Consider the following 20,810-nt stretch of genomic DNA (forward strand, 5'->3'; position numbering starts at 1 on the left):
CACATGGTGGTGGACGGGGTGTCCTGGCGCATTCTGCTGGAAGACCTGCAACAGGCTTATGAACAATTGCAGGCCGGCCAGACCCCGAAACTGCCGGCCAAGACCAGCGCCACCCAGGCCTGGGCACAACGCTTGAAAACCCATGCGGGCAGTGCAGCGTTCCAAACCCAGATGGCGTACTGGCAAGGGCAACTTGAGGGCGCTCGCGGCGATTTGCCCTATGACCGGCCGCAGGGCGAACTGCGCAGGTGCCATGGGGCCCAGGTCCAGACGCGGCTGGATAAAAACCAGACCCGCCAACTCTTGCAGCAAGCGCCAGCGGCCTATCGCACCCAGGTCAACGATCTGCTCCTGACGGCCCTGGCCCAGGTGATCGGTCGCTGGACCGGGGAGGCCTCGACCTTGATTCAGTTGGAGGGCCATGGCCGCGAGGCTCTGTTCGATGACCTGGATTTGAGCCGCAGCGTCGGCTGGTTCACCAGCCTGTTTCCGGTCCGGTTGACACCGGCCACGACCACCGAGGATTCGATCAAGGCCATCAAGGAACAATTGCGCGCGATACCCGACAAGGGCCTCGGATTCGCCGTGCTGCGCTACCTGGGTGATGAGCCGACGCGGTGTGCCCTGCAGGCGTTGCCGGTGCCACGCATCACCTTCAACTATCTGGGCCAGTTCGACAGCGGATTTGCTGATGACGCCGCTGGGCTGTTTGTTCCGGCCGGCGAATCGGCGGGTGCGCCACAGAGCCCGCTGGCGCCGCTGGACAATTGGCTGACGCTCAATGGCAGCGTCTACGCGGGCGAATTGAGCATCGACTGGACATTCAGCACGCAGATGTTCGATGAGTCGACGATCCAGGCGCTGGCCCTGGATTACGCTCAGGAGCTGCAGGCGTTGATCGAGCACTGCTGCCAGACCCGGCATCAGGGCTTCACACCGTCGGACTTCCCGCTGGCCGGGTTGACTCAGGCCCAGCTGGACACGTTGCCGCTGGCTGCGCGGCAGATCGAAGACATCTATCCGTTGTCGCCCATGCAGCAAGGCATGCTGTTCCATACGCTGTATGAGCAGCAGGCCGGCAATTACATCAATCAACTGCGTGTTGATGTCGCAGGCTTGGACGTCGAGCGCTTCCGCCAGGCCTGGCAGGCGGCCATGGACGCCCATGAAGTGCTGCGTAGCAGTTTCGTCTGGGACGGTGATTTCAAGCGGGCGTTGCAGGTTGTACACAAGCAGATGGAGGTTGCATTCCTGTTCCACGATGGGGGGGGCGCAGCGAATCCATCCCAGAACCTGGACGCCCTGGCGTTGGCGCAGCGCCAGCAGGGTTTCGAGCTGGATGCGGCGCCGCTGTTGCGCTTGCTGGTGGTGCGCGTGGCAGAGGACCGCTATCACCTGATCTACACCAGCCATCACATCCTGATGGACGGCTGGAGCAACTCGCAGTTGCTCGGGGAAGTGTTGCAGCGCTACAGCAGCCAACCCGTCGTTGCATCTGGCAGCCGCTACCGGGACTACATCGCCTGGCTGCAACGCCAGGATGGCGCCGCCAGCGAAGCGTTCTGGAAGCCCGCGCTGCAACGTTTGGAGGCCCCGACGCGGCTGGCCGACGCCGTTGCATCACCGACCCAGACCGGCGCCGGTTATGGCGATCACGTGCAGGTCCTGGACGAGACGCTGACCCGCCGTCTGGAAGCTTTCGCCCGTGCCTCGAAAGTCACCGTCAACACGCTGGTGCAGGCCGCGTGGCTGCTGCTGTTGCAGCGTTACACCGGCAAAGACACCGTGGCCTTCGGCGCGACGGTGGCCGGGAGACCGGCGGACTTGCCCGGTATCGAGCAGCAGATCGGCCTGTTCATCAACACCCTGCCGGTGATCGCCAGCCCTCGGGCCGAGCAGTCCCTGGACAGTTGGCTGCAAGCGGTACAAGCACAGAACCTGGCGCTGCGCGAGTTCGAGCACACCGCGTTGCTGGACATCCAGCGCTGGGCCGGGCAGGGCGGTGAAGCGCTGTTCGACAGTTTGCTGGTGTTCGAGAACTACCCAATTGCCCAGGCCCTGGAGCAAGGCGCGCCGGATGGCCTGCGCTTTGGTCCGGCGGCCACCCAGGAGCAGACCAACTACCCGTTGACGCTGTTGGTGGGCCTGGATCGGCAGTTGTCGGTGCACATGAGCTACCAGCGGGCCAGTTTCGAACCCGCCACAGTGACGCGGCTGGCGACCCATCTGGCTCAGTTGCTGGGACAGATGACCGATGGCGGCGAGCGTTGCCTGAGTGAACTGTCGATGCTGGAGTTCGATGAGCATCAGCGCCTGACCCACGACTGGAATCCGCTGGACGCGCCGTTCGAGCAAAACCTGTGCATCCATCAGATGATTGCTCGCCAGGCCGAGGCTACACCGGATGCCCTGGCGGTGACCTTCGCCAATACCCGATTGAGCTACAGCGAAGTCGATGGCCGTGCCAATCGCCTGGCTCACAAACTCATCGAAATGGGCGTGGGCCCGGAAGTGCGCGTGGGCGTGGCGATGCCGCGCTCCGAGCACCTGCTGATCGCCTTGCTGGCGGTGCTCAAGGCCGGTGGCGCCTACGTGCCGCTGGACCCGGATTACCCGGCCGAGCGCGTGGCCTACATGCTCGACGACAGCCGCGCACGGGTATTGCTGACTGAACAATCCGTGGCGGCAACGCTGAGCGTGCCGGCCGAAACCGCCGTGCTCATGCTGGATCAGCTCGACCTGGCGCACTACCCATTGAGCGCACCGCGCACAACCGTGATGCCCGACAACCTCGCCTACGTGATCTACACCTCCGGCTCCACCGGCCAACCCAAGGGCGTAGCGATTGCCCATCGCAACGTGCTGGCGCTGATCGACTGGTCCAGATCGGTCTACAGCCGCGATGACATCCAGGGCGTGCTCGCGTCGACCTCGGTGTGCTTCGACTTGTCGGTGTGGGAGCTGTTCGTGACCCTGGCCAACGGCGGTTCGCTGATCATCGCTCGCAACGCCCTGGAGCTGCCGCAACTCCCGGCCCGCGATCAAGTACGGCTGATCAACAGCGTGCCCTCGGCCATCGCCGCGTTGCAGCGCAGCGGCGAGATTCCAGCCAGTGTGCGCATCATCAACCTGGCCGGGGAACCGCTGAAGCAAAGCCTGGTGGATGCGCTGTATCAGCACCCCATCGGTGGGAGCGAGCCAGTGGAAGCAAAACCAGTAGGAACAGAGCCTGTGGGAGCAAAGCTTGCTCGCGATAGCATCCTATCGGCTGGCCCATGTGTAACTGACCCACCGCCATCGCGAGCAAGCTTTGCTCCCACAGACTGTGCTTCCACAGGAGTGCTCCCACAAGGGATTGAGCACGTCTACGACCTTTACGGCCCCTCGGAAGACACCACCTATTCCACCTGGACCCGCCGCACTGCCGGCGGCACGGCGAACATCGGCCGGCCCGTCAAGCACACCGCCAGCTACCTGCTCGACGCCGACCTGCAAGCGGTGCCCCAGGGCGTTTCAGCCGAGCTGTACCTGAGCGGCGCGGGTATCACCCGTGGCTACCTCGGCCGCGCCGCGATGACCGCCGAGAAGTACGTACCCAACCCGTTTTCCACAACCGGCGAACGGCTGTACCGCACGGGTGACTTGAGCCGTTATCGCGCCGATGGCGTGCTCGAGTATCAGGGCCGCATCGACCATCAGGTGAAGATCCGCGGCTTCCGCATCGAGTTGGGAGAAATCGAAGCACGGCTGCTGCAGCAACCCCAGGTGCATGATGTAGCGGTGCTGGCCCAGGACGCTCCGGGCGGTCAGCAACTGGTGGCCTACGTGGTTGCTTCGGCGTTGCAAGCGGACGAAAGCAGTGCGCGCGCCCAGCTCAAGGCAGGCCTCAAGGAGCATCTGCCCGACTACATGATCCCGACGCACCTGTTGTTCCTCGAACACCTGCCCCTGACGCCCAACGGCAAACTCGACCGCAAGGCCCTGCCAGCCGTGGATACCGGGTTATCGCAAAGTGGTTACGAGGCACCCGAGGGTGAGCTGGAGCAACAGATTGCCGGTGTCTGGCAAGAGGTGCTGGAGCTGGAACAGGTCGGTCGCAACGACCACTTCTTCGAGCGCGGTGGTCACTCATTGCTGGCGACCCAGGCCGTTTCACGCTTGCGTAAGCTGACCGGCTATCCGCTGAGCCTGCGTGACCTGTTCGATCATCCGCAGCTCAAGGCGCTGGCGGCGCTGATGGCCGGCACCGTCGATGGACCGGTCCGGGCGGGCGATTCCCGTGGGGTGCGGCTCCAGGCCCATGGGCCACGCCGTTCCGCGCCGCTGTCGTTGGTGCAGCGACGTTTGTGGGTCGCCGAACAATTGTCCGGCGGCACTTCGGCGTATGGCATGCCCATGGCGCTGCGCCTGTGCGGCGAGTTGTCGGTGGAGCGTCTGATGAGCAGCTTTGCCGACGTGGTACGCCGTCATGACGTATTGCGCACTGCGTATCGCCAAAACGAAGAAGGGGATCCGGTGGCGCTGATTGCCGATGAGGTCCGACTGGACTTCCCGGTGATCGACCTGTCTGGTCTGTCGCCCAGTGCCCGGCAGGAACAGGTGGCCCAGGCGACGCTGGAAAATGCCCGCACCCCGATCGATCTGGAGCAGGCACCGCTGCTGCGCGGGCGGATCCTGCACCTGGGGCCGACCGAACATGTGTTGCTCTACGCCATGCATCACATCATCTCCGATGGCTGGTCGATGGGGCTGCTGATCAACGAACTGGTGCAGGTCTACGAGGCATCCCTCAAGGGTGAGCCGATGCCGTTGGCGCCCCTGGAGATTCAGTACCATGACTTCGCCTTGTGGCAGCAGGCGCTGGAAGAGCAGGGCGTACTGGCGCGTCAGGCTGACTATTGGAAACACCGGCTCAGTGGCTACGAGGGGCGCCTGAACCTGCCGCTGGCCCGCCCTCGGGGCCAGACCGCCTCCTATGACGGCGATGCGCTGCAGTTCCAGCTTCCCACCGGGCTGACCGGTGCCTTGCGCCGGTTGTCCAGCGAAGCCGGGGTCACGCTGTACAGCACGCTGCTGGCGTCCTTCCAGGTGTTATTGCATCGGCTCTGCGCTGCGCAAGATCTGGTGGTTGGCGCCGACGTGGCGGGTCGTGAACAGCCGGAGCTGGAGCGGCTGATCGGTTTCTTCGTCAACGTGCTGCCCCTGCGTTCGCGTCTGGACGCCGATGCCACGTTCGCAAGCTTTTTGGCGCAAACCCAGGACAACCTGCTTGGCGCCCTGGAGCATCAGGACTTGCCGTTCGACCAGATTGTCGAGGCCTCGGGCGTGCCACGACACAAGGGCATGAATCCCTTGCTCCAGGTGTTGTTCGTGATGAACAACGTGCCGGTGCGCACCCGCTCCATAAAGGGGTTGAGCGTGGAATTGCTGCCGGCGTTGGAGACCCATTCTAAATTCGACATGGCGTTGTTCGTTGACGAAGAAGAAGGGCAATTGCGCGGCACTTGGCAATTCGCCACAACCTTGTTCGGACATGAGCACATTCAGCACCTGATTCAGGCCTGGACCGCCCTGTTGGAACAGATCGTCGCTGATCAGGACATTCAATTGGGAGCTATCAGCATGCCAGTCGACAACTTGGCGGCCGCCGCCAAGCCTGCCACCGTCCCGGGGCCCAAGGCCGATAAGCTGGGCAAGTTTCTCAAACGCTCGGTGACACCGCTCGCCAAGCCTCGACCGGCGCGGGTGCGTGAATCACTAGTGGCAGCACCGCAGCGATTCCCGTTGATGCTGGAGCCGGGTGAACCCCAGCTGGATGTCATCGAGTGGATTCATCAGAACCGGCCGCTGATCGAGCAGAAGCTGGCCGAACATGCGGGCATTCTGTTCCGCGGTTTTGAACTGGATGGCATCCAGGGCTTTGAAGCGTTCGCCGAAGCGATCCAGCCCGGCCTTTATGGTCAGTACGGCGATTTGCCGAAGAAGGAAGGGGGCAAGAACACCTACCGTTCCACGCCGTACCCGGAGCGCAAGATGATTCTGTTCCACAACGAAAGCTCCCATCAGGACCGCTGGCCGCGCAAGCAGATGTTCTATTGCGAGCAAGCCGCGCCTGTGGGCGGTGCGACTCCAGTGGTGGATTGCCGGTTGATGTACGAAAAACTGCCGTCGGACCTTCGCGAGAAGTTCGAAGACAAAGGGCTGCTGTATGTGCGCACCTTCACCGACAAACTCGACGTGTCGTGGCAGCACTTTTTCAAGACCGAGGACCGCCGCGAAGTTGAGGCCCGGTGTCGGGCGGGCGGTATCCAGTGGCGCTGGCTCGACAACGACGAGTTGCAGACCCGCACACCGGGGCCGGCGATCATCACGCACCCGATCACCGGGGAGAAGTCGTTCTTCAATCAGGTGCAATTGCATCACATCTATTGGCTGGAGCCGGATGTGCGGGAGGACCTGCTGTCGATGTTCGGTCTGGAGCGCATGCCTCGGCATGTGTATTACGGCGATGGCACACCGATTGAGGATGAGGTGATGGCGCGCATCGGTGATTTGTATGAAGCCTGTGCGGTGCGTTTCGACTGGCGCAAGGGCGACGTGATCCTGCTGGACAACATGCTGGTGGCCCACGCCCGCGACCCGTTCGAGGGCCCCCGCAAGATCGTGGTTGCCATGGGCGATATGTATGAGCGCAGCGCGCTGGAGGGCCTGGCCGATGCCGGGACCGCCATCCAGGGCATCCGCAACCTGGAGGAAACCGGAGCATGAACGAGGTATTGATGGACCAGCAGGACCCCGGCTTTGCCTTGACCCCCGAACAACAAGCGATGCTCGAGCAACTGTCGAGCACGGCGACCTATGGCGAGGCATTGCGTTGGCTGAACGTGGTCATCGACGGCGATCTCGATCCGCAGCGATTGCAGATCGCCTTCGATACGCTCCTGGCACAGCAGCCAATGCTGCTGGCGCGGCTGGACAAAGTGGCCGGTTTCCACGGCTTGCGTCAGGTCGCCAGCGGCGCCGCTCGTTTCCCGCTGACGATACAGGCAGGCGAGCAACGGACCGAGGATGTCCAGGCGCAGATCAAGGATTCGCTGGGCTGTGCTTTTGTGGTGGGCGAATCGCCAAACGTCCAGGCCGTGCTTTATCGTCTGGCGCCGCAGCAATGGCAACTGGTGCTGGGCATCGCTCGCTACAGTGCCGATGCGCAATCGCTGAATCTGCTGCTGGAGCAAATCCAGCAAGCGTACGCCGCAGTTCAGGCGTCGGAAGACGAAGCACCGGGCGAGTTTGCCCAGTACCTGGAATGGCGCAGTGAGGTGGTGCTTGATGAAGATGCCGCCACCGGACGAACCTATTGGCAGCATTACCTGCAAGGCGTGCAGACGGACATCGCCACACCGTGGTTGGCTGCGCGCAGCGCCGGCAGCGAGACGGGGGCCGCTGATACCAGTGTGTCGCTGACCCTGGAACCGGCCCAGCGCGATGCGTTGCAACGGTTGGCCGAGCAGCTCGGTCAGCCGCTTGCCACGCTGCTGCAAGGCGCATGGTGGGTGTTGCTGGGACGTTTGAGCGGCCTTGAGCAGGCGCTGGTGGGCGTGCGTCATGACAGCCGTGGCGACTATGAATACTTCGCCAATGCTGTGGGCGTGTTCGAAAAAACCCTGCCGCTTAGCGTTTCATTGCCCGCGACGGTGTCGTTCAGCGAGTGGCTGGACGAGCTGGCGGCGCGCCTGGAAGCCCATCGCACCTGGCAGGAATACTGGGCGCCGGAACTGTCGCCTGAGGCGGCGCGCCCGGCCTACGGCTTTACGCTGGGGCAGGCTAACCGGGCCGGCAACAGTGGCGGCCTTAACTGGGCTGTTGCAGAGTCCGTGCGGGTGCCGGCAGATCCATTCGAGTTGCTGTTGCAGGTGCAATTGAACGCTGCCCAGCAGCTTGCCGCGGTCAATCTGCATTACGCCAGCTCGCGTTACTCGCCGGCCTCGGCCAGCGCCGTGTTGGAACAGTACGGCGTGCTGTTGGCGTCGATCCTTGCCGCTCCACACACCGCATTGGCGCGGCTCGATCTGTTGAGTCGCACCGCAGAGCAGCGCTTGCTGGCAATCAACCCCGCCATGCACGCGTTAGCTGATGGCCGTTATCTGCCGCAGCGCATCGCCGATCTGGCGTCGCATACACCGAACGCCATTGCCCTGACCGACGCCCGTCAGCAAATGAGCTACGGCCAGTTGCAAGCCCGGGTCGACAGCATGGCGCAGGGCCTCAAGCAGCAAGGCGTGGGCGCCGGTTCGATGGTCGCGCTGGCGTTGCCGCGCTCGGTGGATCTGGTGATTGCAATGCTGGCGAGCTGGCGCCTTGGTGCGGCGTATCTGCCCCTTGATGTGCAGTGGCCCCAGGCGCGTCAGGCGTTGATGCTGGAACAGGCCGGCGCGGCGTTGTTGTTGACCGATGCGGCGCATCTGCCGGCCTGGCAGGATCAGCCGTATAAGGCGCTGACCGCGGCTGAGCTGAGCCATCCGGCTACGCCACTGCCGGCGCTCGCCACCCAGGGCAACGATATCGCCTATGTGTTGTTTACCTCTGGCTCTACCGGTGTGCCCAAAGGCGTGGTGATCGAGCATCGGCAACTGCTCAACTACACCGCCCAGGCCAGTCAGGCGCTGGGGCTTGCCCAGTGCAAGAACGTCGGTTTCAGTTCCAGCGTGGCGGCGGACCTGGGTAATACGGCGTTGTTTGGCGCGTTGTTCAACGGCGCGACCCTGCATGTGGCCAGCGATGAGCAGATGCAGGACGGCGTGTTGTTTGCCCAGTACCTGCAACAGCAGCAGATCGACTGCCTGAAAATCGTGCCCTCGCACCTCGCGGCGCTGCTCGACGGTGAACGGGCGCTGCTGCCGGGCACCCTGGTGCTTGGCGGTGAGCCGATTGCGCCGACCTTGGTCGAGCGCATCGCCCGGTTGCGCAGCGATTGCCGGGTGTTCAACCACTACGGGCCGACCGAAGCCACGGTGGGGGTGATGATTCATCCGCTGTCACTGAACGGCGCGGCCGGCGACTGTTCGGCGCTGACCCAGGTGCTGGGCAACAACCAGGTTTACGTGCTGGACGCCGATCTGCGTTTGGCGCCGGTGGGCGTGCTGGGTGAGGTGTACCTGGGCGGAGCGCAGTTGTGCCGGGGCTATCTTAATGCCGAGGCCGATGCGCAGGCGTTCATCCAGAGTCCCTTTGATCCGGCGCAGCGGTTATATCGCACCGGTGACCTGGCGCGTTATCGGCCGGACGGGGCGATCCAGCTATATGGTCGGCGCGATCAGCAGGTCAAGGTGCGTGGGTTCCGTATTGAACTGGCGGAGATCGAGGCCGTGCTGGTGCGCATGCCGCAGGTGGCCGAAGCATTGGTGTTGCCGGCAGCGTCGGCCGAGCAGGGGCTGTTGGCTTTTGTCGTGGCGCAGCAGGGACCGTTGACGGGCTTGCTCGACGCCGCGCGCGCTGAGCTGAGCGCCCGCTTGCCCAGCGTGATGGTGCCGCAGCACGTGCATCTGATCGAACGATTCCCGCGACTGGCCAACGGCAAGATCGATCGCCACGCACTGCAGCAGTTGGCGGTGGCTACAGCGGACGATGAAGACGCCGCGCCACGCGATGCGCTGGAGCAATTGCTCGCCGCGCGCATGGCGCAGTTGCTTGGACTTGAGCGATTGGGCATCGATCGCGACTTCTTCGCCGCCGGAGGTCATTCGTTGCTGGTGATCAAACTGGTGGCCGGTATTCGCAAGTTGTTGCAGTGCGAAATTCATCCGGGACTGGTCTTCGATCATCCGACCGTGGCGTCGTTGGCCCTGGCCTTGCGGGCGCTGGAGAGCAGTCCGGGGCAATTGGAAAAAATGGCCCAGGTGCGCCTGCGCATGGAGGCGATGAGTCCCGAGGAAAAGGCCCTCCTGACCGAACAGGCTCGGCAGCTGCAAGCCGCCAAGGCGGCCCAAGGCAGCTGACATGGCATGAACAAAAAGGCCTTTTTTAAGTTCTCGTTCCCCCGCTCTGCGTGGGAATGCATTCCGTGACGCTCTGCGTCACCTTCCAGGGGCGGAACGCGAAGCGTCCCTGGCGGCATTCCCACGCGGGAGCGTGGGAACGATCGAAAGGCAGCTGACACTCGCATGAAACAAAAGGCCGGCGCCCCTCTGCGCCGGCTTTTTTTTAACTTTTTTCGCGAATGATAAATAAACTCATTCCGGTTTTTGGCAGGTGCTGCGTCTTACTTAGGTATGTGGACAAATCGGGTCGGGCAGGACGCTCAGGCACCGGATGTGTTCAGCAAAAATTTCGCCGTCGTCCAGCCGGATGACCGTGCCCGGGGAGGGGCCGGTCGGCCCCGCACTGACACATTGCCCTTGGGGCAATCGACCGTGCGGGTTCTCTCGTGCTGGCGAGCGGCGGGCCTTTCGGCCCCATGGACTTTTACTTCTACCAATAATAGAGAGCACGATGTCATCCATTCATGAGTTGAAACCTCTGTTCAAGGCACTCGTCATGTCCCGCGGCCTGCGTTCGCGTCGGGTGTTGACCGGTCTGGGGCTGGTCTGCCTGCTGCCACTCAGCGCTCAGGTGATGGCTGAAGACGTCAGCGTCGACATCCCTGCGCAATCGCTGCCCCAGGCACTGCAAGCGTTCGGTCAGCAGACCAACCAGCAAGTGATCTACAACGCCGGCGATATGGCCGGGCTGAAAAGCAACCGCGTCAGCGGCAAGATGAGCCCGCAGGCGGCCCTCACCGAATTGCTCAAGGGCACGGGGGTGCGGTACAGCGTTGAGGGCAATACCCTGATGCTGCTGCGCGGTTCTGCCACTGGGTCCCTTGAGCTGGGCGCGACCACCGTCAAGGCACAGGAGCTGGTGGCGACGACCGAAGGCAGCAAGTCATACACCAGTAACGCCGTGACCATCGGCAAGGGCACCCATACCCTCAAGGAAATTCCTCAGTCGATCACCGTGATGACGCGTAAGCAGATGGATGACCAGAACCTGGTCAACCTCAAGGACGCCGTCAACCAGACCACCGGCATCGTCGGCCTGCAGGGCGTTGGCCAAGGCATGATCCTGTCGTCACGCGGCTTCCAGATCGACGATTGGCAATACGATGGTGTGCCGATCCTGCGTAACAATTATTCGCTGGGCAACTGGGCGACCCAGGACCTGATCTTCTTCGACCGCCTGGAAATCATGCGCGGCGCCTCCGGCCTGCTGCAAGGCACCGGCAGCCCCGGTGGTGCCGTCAATCTGGTGCGCAAGCGTGGCCAGAACGCACCGACCGTGACCCTGACCGGCAAGGCCGGCTCCTGGGATCACTACGGCCTGCAACTGGACGCTGGCGGCCCGCTGAACCAGGCCGGCAACATCCGCGGTCGCATCGTCGTCGACGAAGACCAGAGCAATTCATTCGTCGACCATGCGTGGAGCAAGACTCACTCGCTGTACGGCGCGCTGGACGTCGACCTGAGCGAAGACACCACCCTGGGTTTCGCGGTCAGCCAATCCAACGGCGAATCGCGGGGCAACATCCGCGGCCTGCCACGCTACGCCGATGGCAGGATGCCGGACGTGTCGCGCTCGACCTACACGGGGGCGCGCTGGAACCGCTCCGAAATCGACGTCACCACCCTCTATGCCGATCTGGAGCACCGCTTCAATGAGGACTGGGCGTTCAAGGTCGGCGCGGTGCACATGAGCGAAGACAACCAGGCGAAAAACCAGCGCGTCCAAAGGGGAGGTGGTCTCCTGCCTGATGGCAGCGGCGTGCAATATGCCGACTTCCTGACCGATTTCCAGTCCACGAAGGCCGGTCTGGACATGAACCTGACCGGCAAGTTCGAAGCCTTGTCGATGGAGCAGGAAGTCATGCTGGGCGGCAACTACTCCCAACTGGAAACCGATGACCGCTACGCCCGTACATTCAACAACACCAGCGACTCCATCTTCGACATCGACAATGACCGTCCGGACATCAGCTACGACAGTTTGATCGCCGCGGGCGGCCAGGGCACCCTCAGCAAATACGATATCCGCCAGAAGGGCGTGTACGGCACCTGGCGCGTCAAACCGGTGGACGATCTGACGCTGGTGCTGGGTTCCCGGGTCAGCTGGTATGACTACAGCTACAAGTCGAAAACCGAAAACTCAGCCGGTATCACAGGTAACGCGCCAAGCACCGGAACTGAAACCGGAGTGGTCACGCCCTACGCGGGCATCATCTATGACCTGAGCCGTGAATGGGCCGTGTATGCCAGTTATACCGACGTGTTCCAGCCGCAGACCAATCGCGATGCCAACGGTTCGGTGCTCAAGCCGATAGTCGGCACCAACTACGAAGTCGGCCTCAAGGGCGAGTTGATGGACGGTCGGGTCAATACCTCCCTGGCGATCTTCCGCTACGACCATGAGAACCGTGCCATCAACGACGGTGGTTCGGGGTGTGGCGGCTCGGGTTGCTCGGTAGCCTCGGGCAAAGTGCGCAGCCAGGGTATCGACGCCGAAATCAGTGGTGAAGTGATAGACAACCTGCAGCTGTTCGCGGGTTACACCTACAACACCACCAAGTACCTGGAGGACCCGGACAATGAAGGGAGTATTTTCAGCACCTGGACGCCGAAACACATGCTGCGCGTGTGGGGCAACTACCAGTTCACCGGCGACTGGAGCCGTGTCAGCACCGGCTTGGGCTTCACCAGCCAAAGCCACACGATGGTTTACGACTACGATCGTGAAGTCCCGGGTTACACCGTATGGAACGCCCGCGTCGGCTACCAACTGACGTCGGAAATCGCCTTGGCGGTCAACGCCAACAACCTGTTCGACAAGACGTACATTACGTCCGCCTACAACCAGCTCAATGGCAACAACAACTTCGGTGATCCACGCAACCTGATGTTCAGCGTGACGTACAAACCGCAGTTCTGATCCTCGCGGGAATGAATAGACCTGCCTTGTGGGTGGTGCTGTTCACTTAAGGAAACGGCGCTTTTCGAGACGGGAAAGCGCCGTTTTTTTTGCCAAGGTGCCCACTGCGCAATGCCTGCGTTCGGCCAGCGTGGTTAACGGGGCGCCGAGATCAACGTCCGACGCGAGGCGGCCTGACTCTTTCGGGTGTACACCCATCCGACCTGTTTGAGCAGTAGCTGTGGGAGCAAAGCTTGCTCGCGAGGCGGCCTTATAGCCGACCTGTTCTTGCGGGGGGACTCAATCCAATTGTGGGAGCGGGCTTGCTCGCGAAAGCGGCGGGTCAGTTTGCGTTGATGTTGGATGTGCCGACGTCATCGCGAGCAGGCTCGCTCCCACATGAGTTTGCTGGTGTCCTCAGCATCTGCAAACGACACAAAAACCTGTGGGAGCGAGCTTGCTCGCGAAAGCGGCGGGTCAGTTTGCGTTGATGTTGGATGTGCCGACGTCATCGCGAGCAAGCTCGCTCCCACATGAGTTTGCTGGTGCTCTCAGCATCTGCAAACGACACAAAAATCTGTGGGAGCGAGCTTGCTCGCGAAAGCGGCGGGTCAGCTTGCTAGGATGTTGGATGTGCCTGCGTCATCGCGAGCAGGCTCGCTCCCACATGAGTTTGCTGGTGTCCTCAGCATCTGCAAACGACACAAAAACCTGTGGGAGCGAGCCTGCTCGCGATAGCGGTGGTTCAGGCACACCGGGCCTAAGCGAGGTGCCGAGTGGTGAGGCAGAAGCGCTTTGGCTACTTTCGCCTGGGCCGGCTTGCGGATTTTCGAAAGTGACCCGCCGTAACGGCGGAACCCTAAGTGGCGGTTACCGCAGCAACGGATATACACACCGACCCCAAGCGCTATTCCCCTTCTATCGTACTGGCCCAAAAAGCCTCGACCAACGAATCAAGCAACCCATCATCAAAAATCATACTGCGGTGACGCAACGGCGAATGCATCGAGCATTGCAGCTCCCCGGTCAGGCTGCAGCTCTTGATCAAGGCTTCGCAGAATGCCAATTCTTCCGGGGTTTTTTCTACCTGTGTCCACCAGCAGCTAGGCCGAACCCGTACCGGTTTGAAGGTGAACCCGTCGAAGGCTTCCAGCAAACGATCATGCACCGAGAACGCCTGGGCGTTCATGACTTCATCCTTGACGCTCTGCACGATCGCCAGCAAGTCGCCTCGTCCCGGCTCGATCTGGCTGGCGGCCCACTCATGGAAGGCCTTGACCGTGCTTTCGGGTTGCTCACGCCGATAAGTCGCCGTGCGTTCCGTGAGGGTCGGAAACAGCAGGTCGAAGTATTCGATGGCCTCCAGCAGATCCTGAGAGGCCGGGTCGGCTTGTTCAGCGCCTGGTAAATGCCGATGACGCGACAACGTTGCCGGATATAGATGCTCCGGGATCGTGCTATCCACCAAACCGAGAAAACTCACGGTGTGACCCAGGCTTTCCAGCGTCGCGGCGATGTCCAGCGCAATGGCGCCGCCCAACGACCAGCCCATCAGGTAATAGGGACCTTGCGGCTGGGCCTTGACGATTTCCCGGCTGTAATCGGCGACCATCTCGCGCCAGGCTTCAGGCCCGGCATGCGGTTCACTGAAGCCGCGGTGCATGACGCCAACGGTGCGCGCCCGCTGTTGGAGTTTGCGTGCCAATGGCTGGTAACAGAACACGATGCCGCCGCTGGGGTGCAGGCAAAATAGCTGCGGTGCGCTGGCCGGTGCGTTGTTCAGTTCGACCAGGCATTGGGTCTGTTCCCGATGTTTTTGCGAGATGAACAAGGCCAGCTCGGCGACGCTCGGGTTCGCCAGCAACTCTTGCAGCCGCACGCTGATATTCAGGCGTGCCTTGAGGTTGGCAATCAGTTCGATCGCCAGGATCGAATGCCCGCCCAGTTCAAAGAAGCTGTCGTTGACACCGACGCGCGCAACCTTGAGGGACTGTTGCCAGAGCTGTGCCAGGGCTTCTTCCAACTGAGTGCGAGGCGCCAGGTAAAGGGAATGCCAAAGACCGGCGTCGGGTTCCGGCAAGGCCTTGCGGTCGAGCTTGCCATTGGCATTGAGCGGGAAATGATCGATGAACAGCAGGTGGCTGGGCACCATGTAGTCCGGCAACTGCGCTTTGAGTGCGCTCAACAAGCCTTCGCGTAACTCGGCCGTGGCCGCTTGGGCGGCAATCACGTAGGCGACCAGCTGCAGGCCGCCTGGGCCTTCATGGGTCAACACGACACCGTCTTGCACCGCCGGCAGCGTTTGCAGGCGCGCCTGGATTTCCCCCAGCTCGATGCGGAACCCGCGAATCTTGACCTGATGATCCAGGCGTCCGATGTACTCGATGCTGCCGTCGGTGCGGTAGCGGGCCAGATCCCCGGTGCGATAGAGGCGGCCACCCGGCAGCGGGTCGAACGGGTCGGGGATGAAGCGGGTAGCGGTCAGGTCGGCACGTCGGTGATAGCCGCGGGCCAGGCCGGCCCGGCCAACGTATAGCTCACCGATGCAACCCTTGGGCACCGGGTTCAGATGAGCGTCGAGCAGATACCAGGACAGGTCGACGATGGGTTCGCCGATGGGGCTAGCGGCCTCGCTGTGCAAGTCACTCATCGACAACGGCCGCCAGGTGACATGCACAGTCGTTTCCGTGATGCCATACATATTGATCAGTTGCGGCGTCTGGTCGCCGAAGCGTTCGAACCAGGGGCGAAGACTCTGTACATCGATCGCTTCGCCGCCAAAAATCACCTGTCGTAACCGGTGGGCAAGAGGTTGCCCAGGTTCGCAGGCGACCTGCAGCAACGCTTTGAACGCCGAGGGCGTCTGGTTGAGCACCGTGACGTTTTCCTGGCAAACCAGGGCGTAGAAATCCTGCGGTGAACGGCTCACGGCGTGGGGCACGATGACCAATCGGCCGCCGTGCAGCAGGGCGCCGAAGAGCTCCCACACGGAAAAGTCGAAGGCATAGGAATGGAACAGGCACCAGACATCCTGATGATCGAAGCTGAACCAGTGGTCCGTGGCCTGGAACAATCGGCTGACGTTGTGGTGCGCCAGCAGTGCGCCTTTGGGTTGGCCGGTCGAGCCTGAGGTGTAAATCACGTAGGCCAGGTTATCCGGGTCCATCGGCACATTCGGATTGTGCTCGGGATAGGGGCTATTGGCATCGACCGAATCCAGCAACAGACAGTTGATGTCGGCGGGCAACGCCAGGGATTCACGCAGATGAGCCTGGGTCAGAATCTGCGTCACGCCGCTGTCCGCGATCATGTAAGCCAGGCGGTCGGCCGGGTAGGCCGGGTCCAGCGGCACGTAGGCGCCACCGGCCTTGAGGATCGCCAGCAGGTCGATGATCATCTGTGGCGTACGCTCGACGGCGATGCCGACCAGCACATCGGGCCCGACGCCTTGCTCGATCAGCCGATGGGCCAGTTGGTTGGCCTGTCGGTTGAGTTCGGCATAGCTCATGTGCTGCCCTTCAAAGGTCAGGGCGATGGCGTCGCCTGTGCTGGCGGCGTGGGTTTCGATCAACCGGTGCAGACATTGTTCGCTGCGCAGTTGGGTCGGCTGACGGTTCCAGTCGCCCAGGGTTTTTCGGTGTTCATCGGCGCTCAACAGTTGCAGTTCGCCAAGCGCGCATCCAGGCGTCTCGACCAGGCCCCGCAGCAGGTTCTGCCAGTGGCCGGCCATGCGCTCGATGGTCTCTGCGCGGTACAGATCACGGCTGTATTCGAACGTTGCCAGCAGCTGTTGCTGGGAATAATCGACATCCAGCGACAGGTCGAACTTGGCCTGGTTGTCACCGGTACTGAGAAACTCCAGCGTCAGTTGACCCAGGTTTGGCGCCGACGGTGAGGACGACCCGGTGCGCCAGTTGAACAAGACCTGGAACAGCGCACTGGCGCCCTGTGCGCCGGGACGTTGCAACTGATCCAGGATCAGTTCCAGCGGGTAGTCGGCATGTTCCAGCGCGGCGAGCGACTGCGCGCGCAGGTCCCGGAGGAAATCCAGCGCGCTGCGGCTCGAGTCGATCCGCGCCCGATACACCTGGCTGCTGACGAAAAATCCCACCAGCTCCTGGCTCTCGTGGCTGTTGCGGTTGGCGTTCGGGACGCCGACGGTGAAGTCGTTCTGGTTGCTGTACCGAGCCAATAACAATTGCCAGGCCGCCAGCGCCACGACAAAAGGCGTAAGCCCCTCCCGCTGACAGAACGTATCCAAGGCCTGGACCATTGTCGGGTCTAGTGACACCTGCACGCGTCCGGCCATGTGTTGCTGATTGGCGGTGCGCGCAAACTCCTGAGGCAGTTCCAACGCCGGCAGCTCATGGCCCAGGTAGTCGCTCCAATAGGCGCCACTGCGCTGGCAGGCCGGGCTCTGCACATAGTCGCCACGTTGCCAGCTCGCGTAGTCGGCGTATTGCAGGGGCAACGACGGCAGTGTTGACGGATCGCCCAGCAAGGCCTGGGCATAGGCCATGGTCAGGTCCTGCATGAGGATCGTGTTGGACCAGGCATCGGAAACGATGTGATGCATGTTGAGCAACAACACATGCTCGTCACTGCCCAGCCTGAGCAACGTTGCCCGCATCAGCGGCGCCTGGGTCAGATCGAACGGTTGTCGGGCGTGCTGTTCGATGCGCTGTGAAACCGCCAGCTCCCGTGTTGGCTGATCGAGCGTGGCGAGGTTCTCCCGGTGCACGATCAGGCTGGCGTTACGCTCGATCACCTGGGTGGCGGCGCCGTCGATTTCAGTGAAGGCGGTGCGCAGGATGTCGTGTCGGTCGATGACGCGATTGAGTGCCTGTTCCAGGGCGTCGGCATTCAGTTCACCCGTCAGGCGCAGGGCGCGCGGCAGGTTGTAGGCCGAACGGCTCGGGTCGCGCTGTTGCTCCAGCCACAAGCGCTGCTGGGCGAAGGACAAGGGCGCGCGGTCCGGCCGGCTGCGGCTGGAGCGGGCTTGCATGGCGTCAGCGTCCTCCTCCAGCAGCAGGGTCAGCAGGTCATCATCTAGCAATGGGTTCATGGTGTTCTCGCGGTTCAGGCAAAGGCTGCGGGGGCTTTTTCACTGATGACCTGACCGGCCTGCATCCGGACCAGTTGATCGGCGATGTCGAAATAGCGGTCGTCGTGGGAAATGACGATGATGGTTTTGCCCAACGCCTTCAGCTCCGGCAGCAGTTCGGTATAGAAAACCCGTCGGAACACCGGGTCCTGGTCGGCGGCCCATTCGTCGAACACCAACACTGGGCGCTCCTCAAGCCAGGCGTTGAGCAACGCCAGGCGTTTGCGCTGGCCGGTGGAAAGATCGGTGGTGCTGAAGGCGCCGTCCTGAATGCGAACCTTATGAGCGATTTCCAGGCGCTCCAGGTAGCGGTTGGCGTCGTCAGGCACCTGCTGGTCACCCTGAACCAGGTCATCGAACAGGTAATAGTCGGCAAAAATCGTGGTGAACAACTGGCGATAATCGTCCCGTTGCGCGGCCCCTACCGGCGCGCCGTCGAGGAGGATTTCGCCGCCCTGGGGGAAATAGAGGCCCAGCAGCAGTTTGATCAGCGTGGTCTTGCCGCCCCCGTTTTCACCGACGATGAACACAATGTCGCCCTGGGCGATGGAGAGGTTGACCGGTCCCAGGGCGAAGGGTTGGCTGCCTTCGACCGCCGGGAAGGCGTAGTGCACATCACGCAGTTCAAGCTGCTGGAGCGCTGGCCTGGAAAGGCTCTTGTCGTCCAGCAGCAGGTGCGGCTCCGGTGAGGAAAACTGCTCGTCAAGCTCGGCAATGCGCTTGAAGGCAATGTTTGCCCGGCTGATGACCGGCAAGGTCATCACCAGGTATTCCAGCGGGCCCTTCATGTACAGCAGCACCAGCACGAAACCGCTAAGCACGGCCTTGTCGGTGCCCAGCCACAGCGATTGCAGGGCCAGCACCAGGCCAATGACCACAAAAAACAGCATCGAGCCGAAGGTCTTGGCCACCACGAAGGTGTTGACCGCGCGAATATTGGTGTCGCAAATATTATCGGCGGTGGCTTCGATGCGCTGGCTGAACATGCGCTGGCGGCGTGGGCGATGAATGCGCAGTTCCTTGGCGCCAGCGGCGATCGCGCTGTAGTGTTTTTGCAGCGCGTCTTCGGCCTCGCGGGCGGCTTCGAACCCCCTGATGCCACGGGCTCGGGCCAGGTATTGCACGACCGTGCCGATCACCAGCGCCACCAGCAGCAACAAGAACATCGGCAGTGACAGGTAGGCCAGATAACCCAGGCAACCGAGGGTCACGGTGAAGGCGATGGCCAGCGGTGCGAACGAAAACGCGAAATTACTGACGGTGTTGACGTCGTGGGTCAGTACCGGGATGAGCCGGTGGCTGCGATAACGTTCGATCTGTTCGATGGGCGCCAGCAGCACCTTCTTGCCCAGGGACTTACGCAACCCGGCGATGATGTTCTGACCGACGTGGTTGCTACCGATGTCCGAAAGAATCGAGGTCAGCAGCGCCACCGCGCAGAGCACCACGAACGTTACCAGCGTCTGGGCTGTGGGTTTGGCCGCGGCGTTCAGGGCGTCGTTGATGGTCGCCAGCAGGGCGGTGATGCTCAGGCCGCCAAGCATGCCCAAGAGGATGGAGCCTACGACAATCAGCCGGAAAGGTTTGAGCAGGATGAACAGTTCATTGATCACCCCGCGTTTTGGTTGGCTCATGGAGGTTTCCCTGCTTGATGAAAAGGGCGAAGGCCATCGCGGGTGGTCGCCGGGAGGGCTTTAGGGCGCAGGCACGCTGGATTGGGTTGTGCCCATCTTTAGAACGATTGGAGGGCAGGGGAATTTATCCTGTGGGAGCAAGGCTTGCCCGCGATGAAGGCGACGCGCTTTTCTGTGAAATCGAGGTGTCTGCATCGCGAGCAAGCTTTGCTCCCACAGGGGCCGAGCTGTGCTCGGCCTACATATCCCGCGCCACCCGAAAACCAATCCAGTCACCCCGATTGCCCGGCACCAGCGCGTTGCGGTTGCCGGAGCGGGAGAACACCGGTGCCTCGCCCCAATCGTTGCCGCGGATACGCTTGAACTCGCATTTGCCGGTCAACCAGGCGCTGCCATCGCTCGGGGCGCCGATGTAGTTTTCGTTATAGCAATCGGCCGTCCACTCGTAGACGTTGCCGTGCATGTCGTACACGCCGAAGGCGTTGGGCGCGAAGCTGCCGGCCGGGGCGGTGAAGTTGTAGCCGTCGGCCGCGCCATAGGTGTTGGCGTGTTGGGCGATGCTGTATTCCTTGCCCTCGTCGAAGGGGAAGGGGAACGGCCCGCTGGTGCCGCCGCGTGCGGCGTACTCGCGCAGGGACTCGCTGACCAGGCGGTATGGCTTGCCGGTTTTTTTCGACAACCAGGCCACGTAAGCGTTGGCCTCTTCGAAATTCATGCACACCGCCGGGTGCCGGTCGGTGTATTGCTTGCGCGGATCACTGCCCTGATAGTCCGGGATGCCGGCCTTGCACGCGCGGCCGGGACGTTTATCGCCGTCGGGCATCGAGTAGCCGGTGTCGCGCAGGTAGGCGAACCATTCGCCCTTCAAGACCTGGAAGCGGCTGATCGCCAGCGGTTTGGCGAAGGTCACCGGGTGCATCGGGCCTTCGTCGGGCTCGCGGCCCACTTCATCTTCCGGGGTGCCCATCTGAAAGGTGCCGGTGGGCAGCACGACCATTTCCGGGCAGTCCTTGCAGTCGCGAAAGACCTGGCCCGGTTGTGACGCCTGGGCGCCGGAGGGCAGCAGGGCGGCGAGGGCCAGTGCCGGGAATAGCTTCAACGAAAAACTGTTCATCCATCTCTCTCGATAAAGTCAG

At 62.3% G+C, this 20,810-nt stretch carries 6 protein-coding genes (1 of these 6 only partly in view); 3 read left to right on the top strand and 3 right to left on the bottom strand.

What is annotated here, in order from left to right; genetic code table 11:
* From BW979_RS12220 to BW979_RS12230, 3 genes are all read left to right on the top strand, one after another.
* Nucleotides 1–6,768: the end of a non-ribosomal peptide synthetase gene (locus tag BW979_RS12220; RefSeq protein ID WP_076383886.1), read on the top strand. 6,888 nt of this gene lie to the left of the window's left edge; the window shows 6,768 of its 13,656 coding nt (coding positions 6,889–13,656); its start codon lies beyond the left edge, outside the window; the stop codon is at nucleotides 6,766–6,768.
* Complete coding sequence (locus BW979_RS12225) at nucleotides 6,765–9,995, top strand: non-ribosomal peptide synthetase (protein ID WP_076383887.1); 3,231 nt, start codon at nucleotides 6,765–6,767, stop codon at nucleotides 9,993–9,995. Before BW979_RS12220 ends, BW979_RS12225 begins: the two co-directional genes overlap by 4 nt.
* Nucleotides 9,996–10,488: 493 nt before the next feature.
* Nucleotides 10,489–12,957, top strand: coding sequence for a TonB-dependent siderophore receptor (locus BW979_RS12230; protein ID WP_076383888.1), 2,469 nt, complete (start codon nucleotides 10,489–10,491; stop codon nucleotides 12,955–12,957).
* Between the two features lie 886 nt (nucleotides 12,958–13,843).
* Here the strand turns inward: BW979_RS12230 and BW979_RS12235 are convergent.
* The 3 genes from BW979_RS12235 to pvdO all read right to left on the bottom strand — a co-directional run bounded on the left by BW979_RS12235 (nucleotide 13,844) and on the right by pvdO (nucleotide 20,788).
* Nucleotides 13,844–18,001, bottom strand: coding sequence for a non-ribosomal peptide synthetase (locus BW979_RS12235; RefSeq protein WP_076383889.1), 4,158 nt, complete (start codon nucleotides 17,999–18,001; stop codon nucleotides 13,844–13,846).
* A 14-nt stretch (nucleotides 18,002–18,015) separates the two neighbouring features.
* Nucleotides 18,016–19,674 (bottom strand): cyclic peptide export ABC transporter, encoded by a 1,659-nt coding sequence (locus BW979_RS12240; protein WP_076383890.1) that lies wholly within the window; start codon nucleotides 19,672–19,674, stop codon nucleotides 18,016–18,018.
* Nucleotides 19,675–19,912: 238 nt separating this feature from the next.
* The gene (gene pvdO / locus BW979_RS12245) at nucleotides 19,913–20,788 is read right to left on the bottom strand and encodes a dihydropyoverdine dehydrogenase (protein WP_047229293.1); all 876 of its coding nucleotides are present in this window, start codon (nucleotides 20,786–20,788) and stop codon (nucleotides 19,913–19,915) included.
* Between the last annotated feature and the right edge of the window lie 22 nt (nucleotides 20,789–20,810).

This window comes from Pseudomonas sp. A214, assembly GCF_900156295.1.
In the GTDB taxonomy this organism is placed as follows: Bacteria; Pseudomonadota; Gammaproteobacteria; order Pseudomonadales; family Pseudomonadaceae; genus Aquipseudomonas; species Aquipseudomonas rhizophila.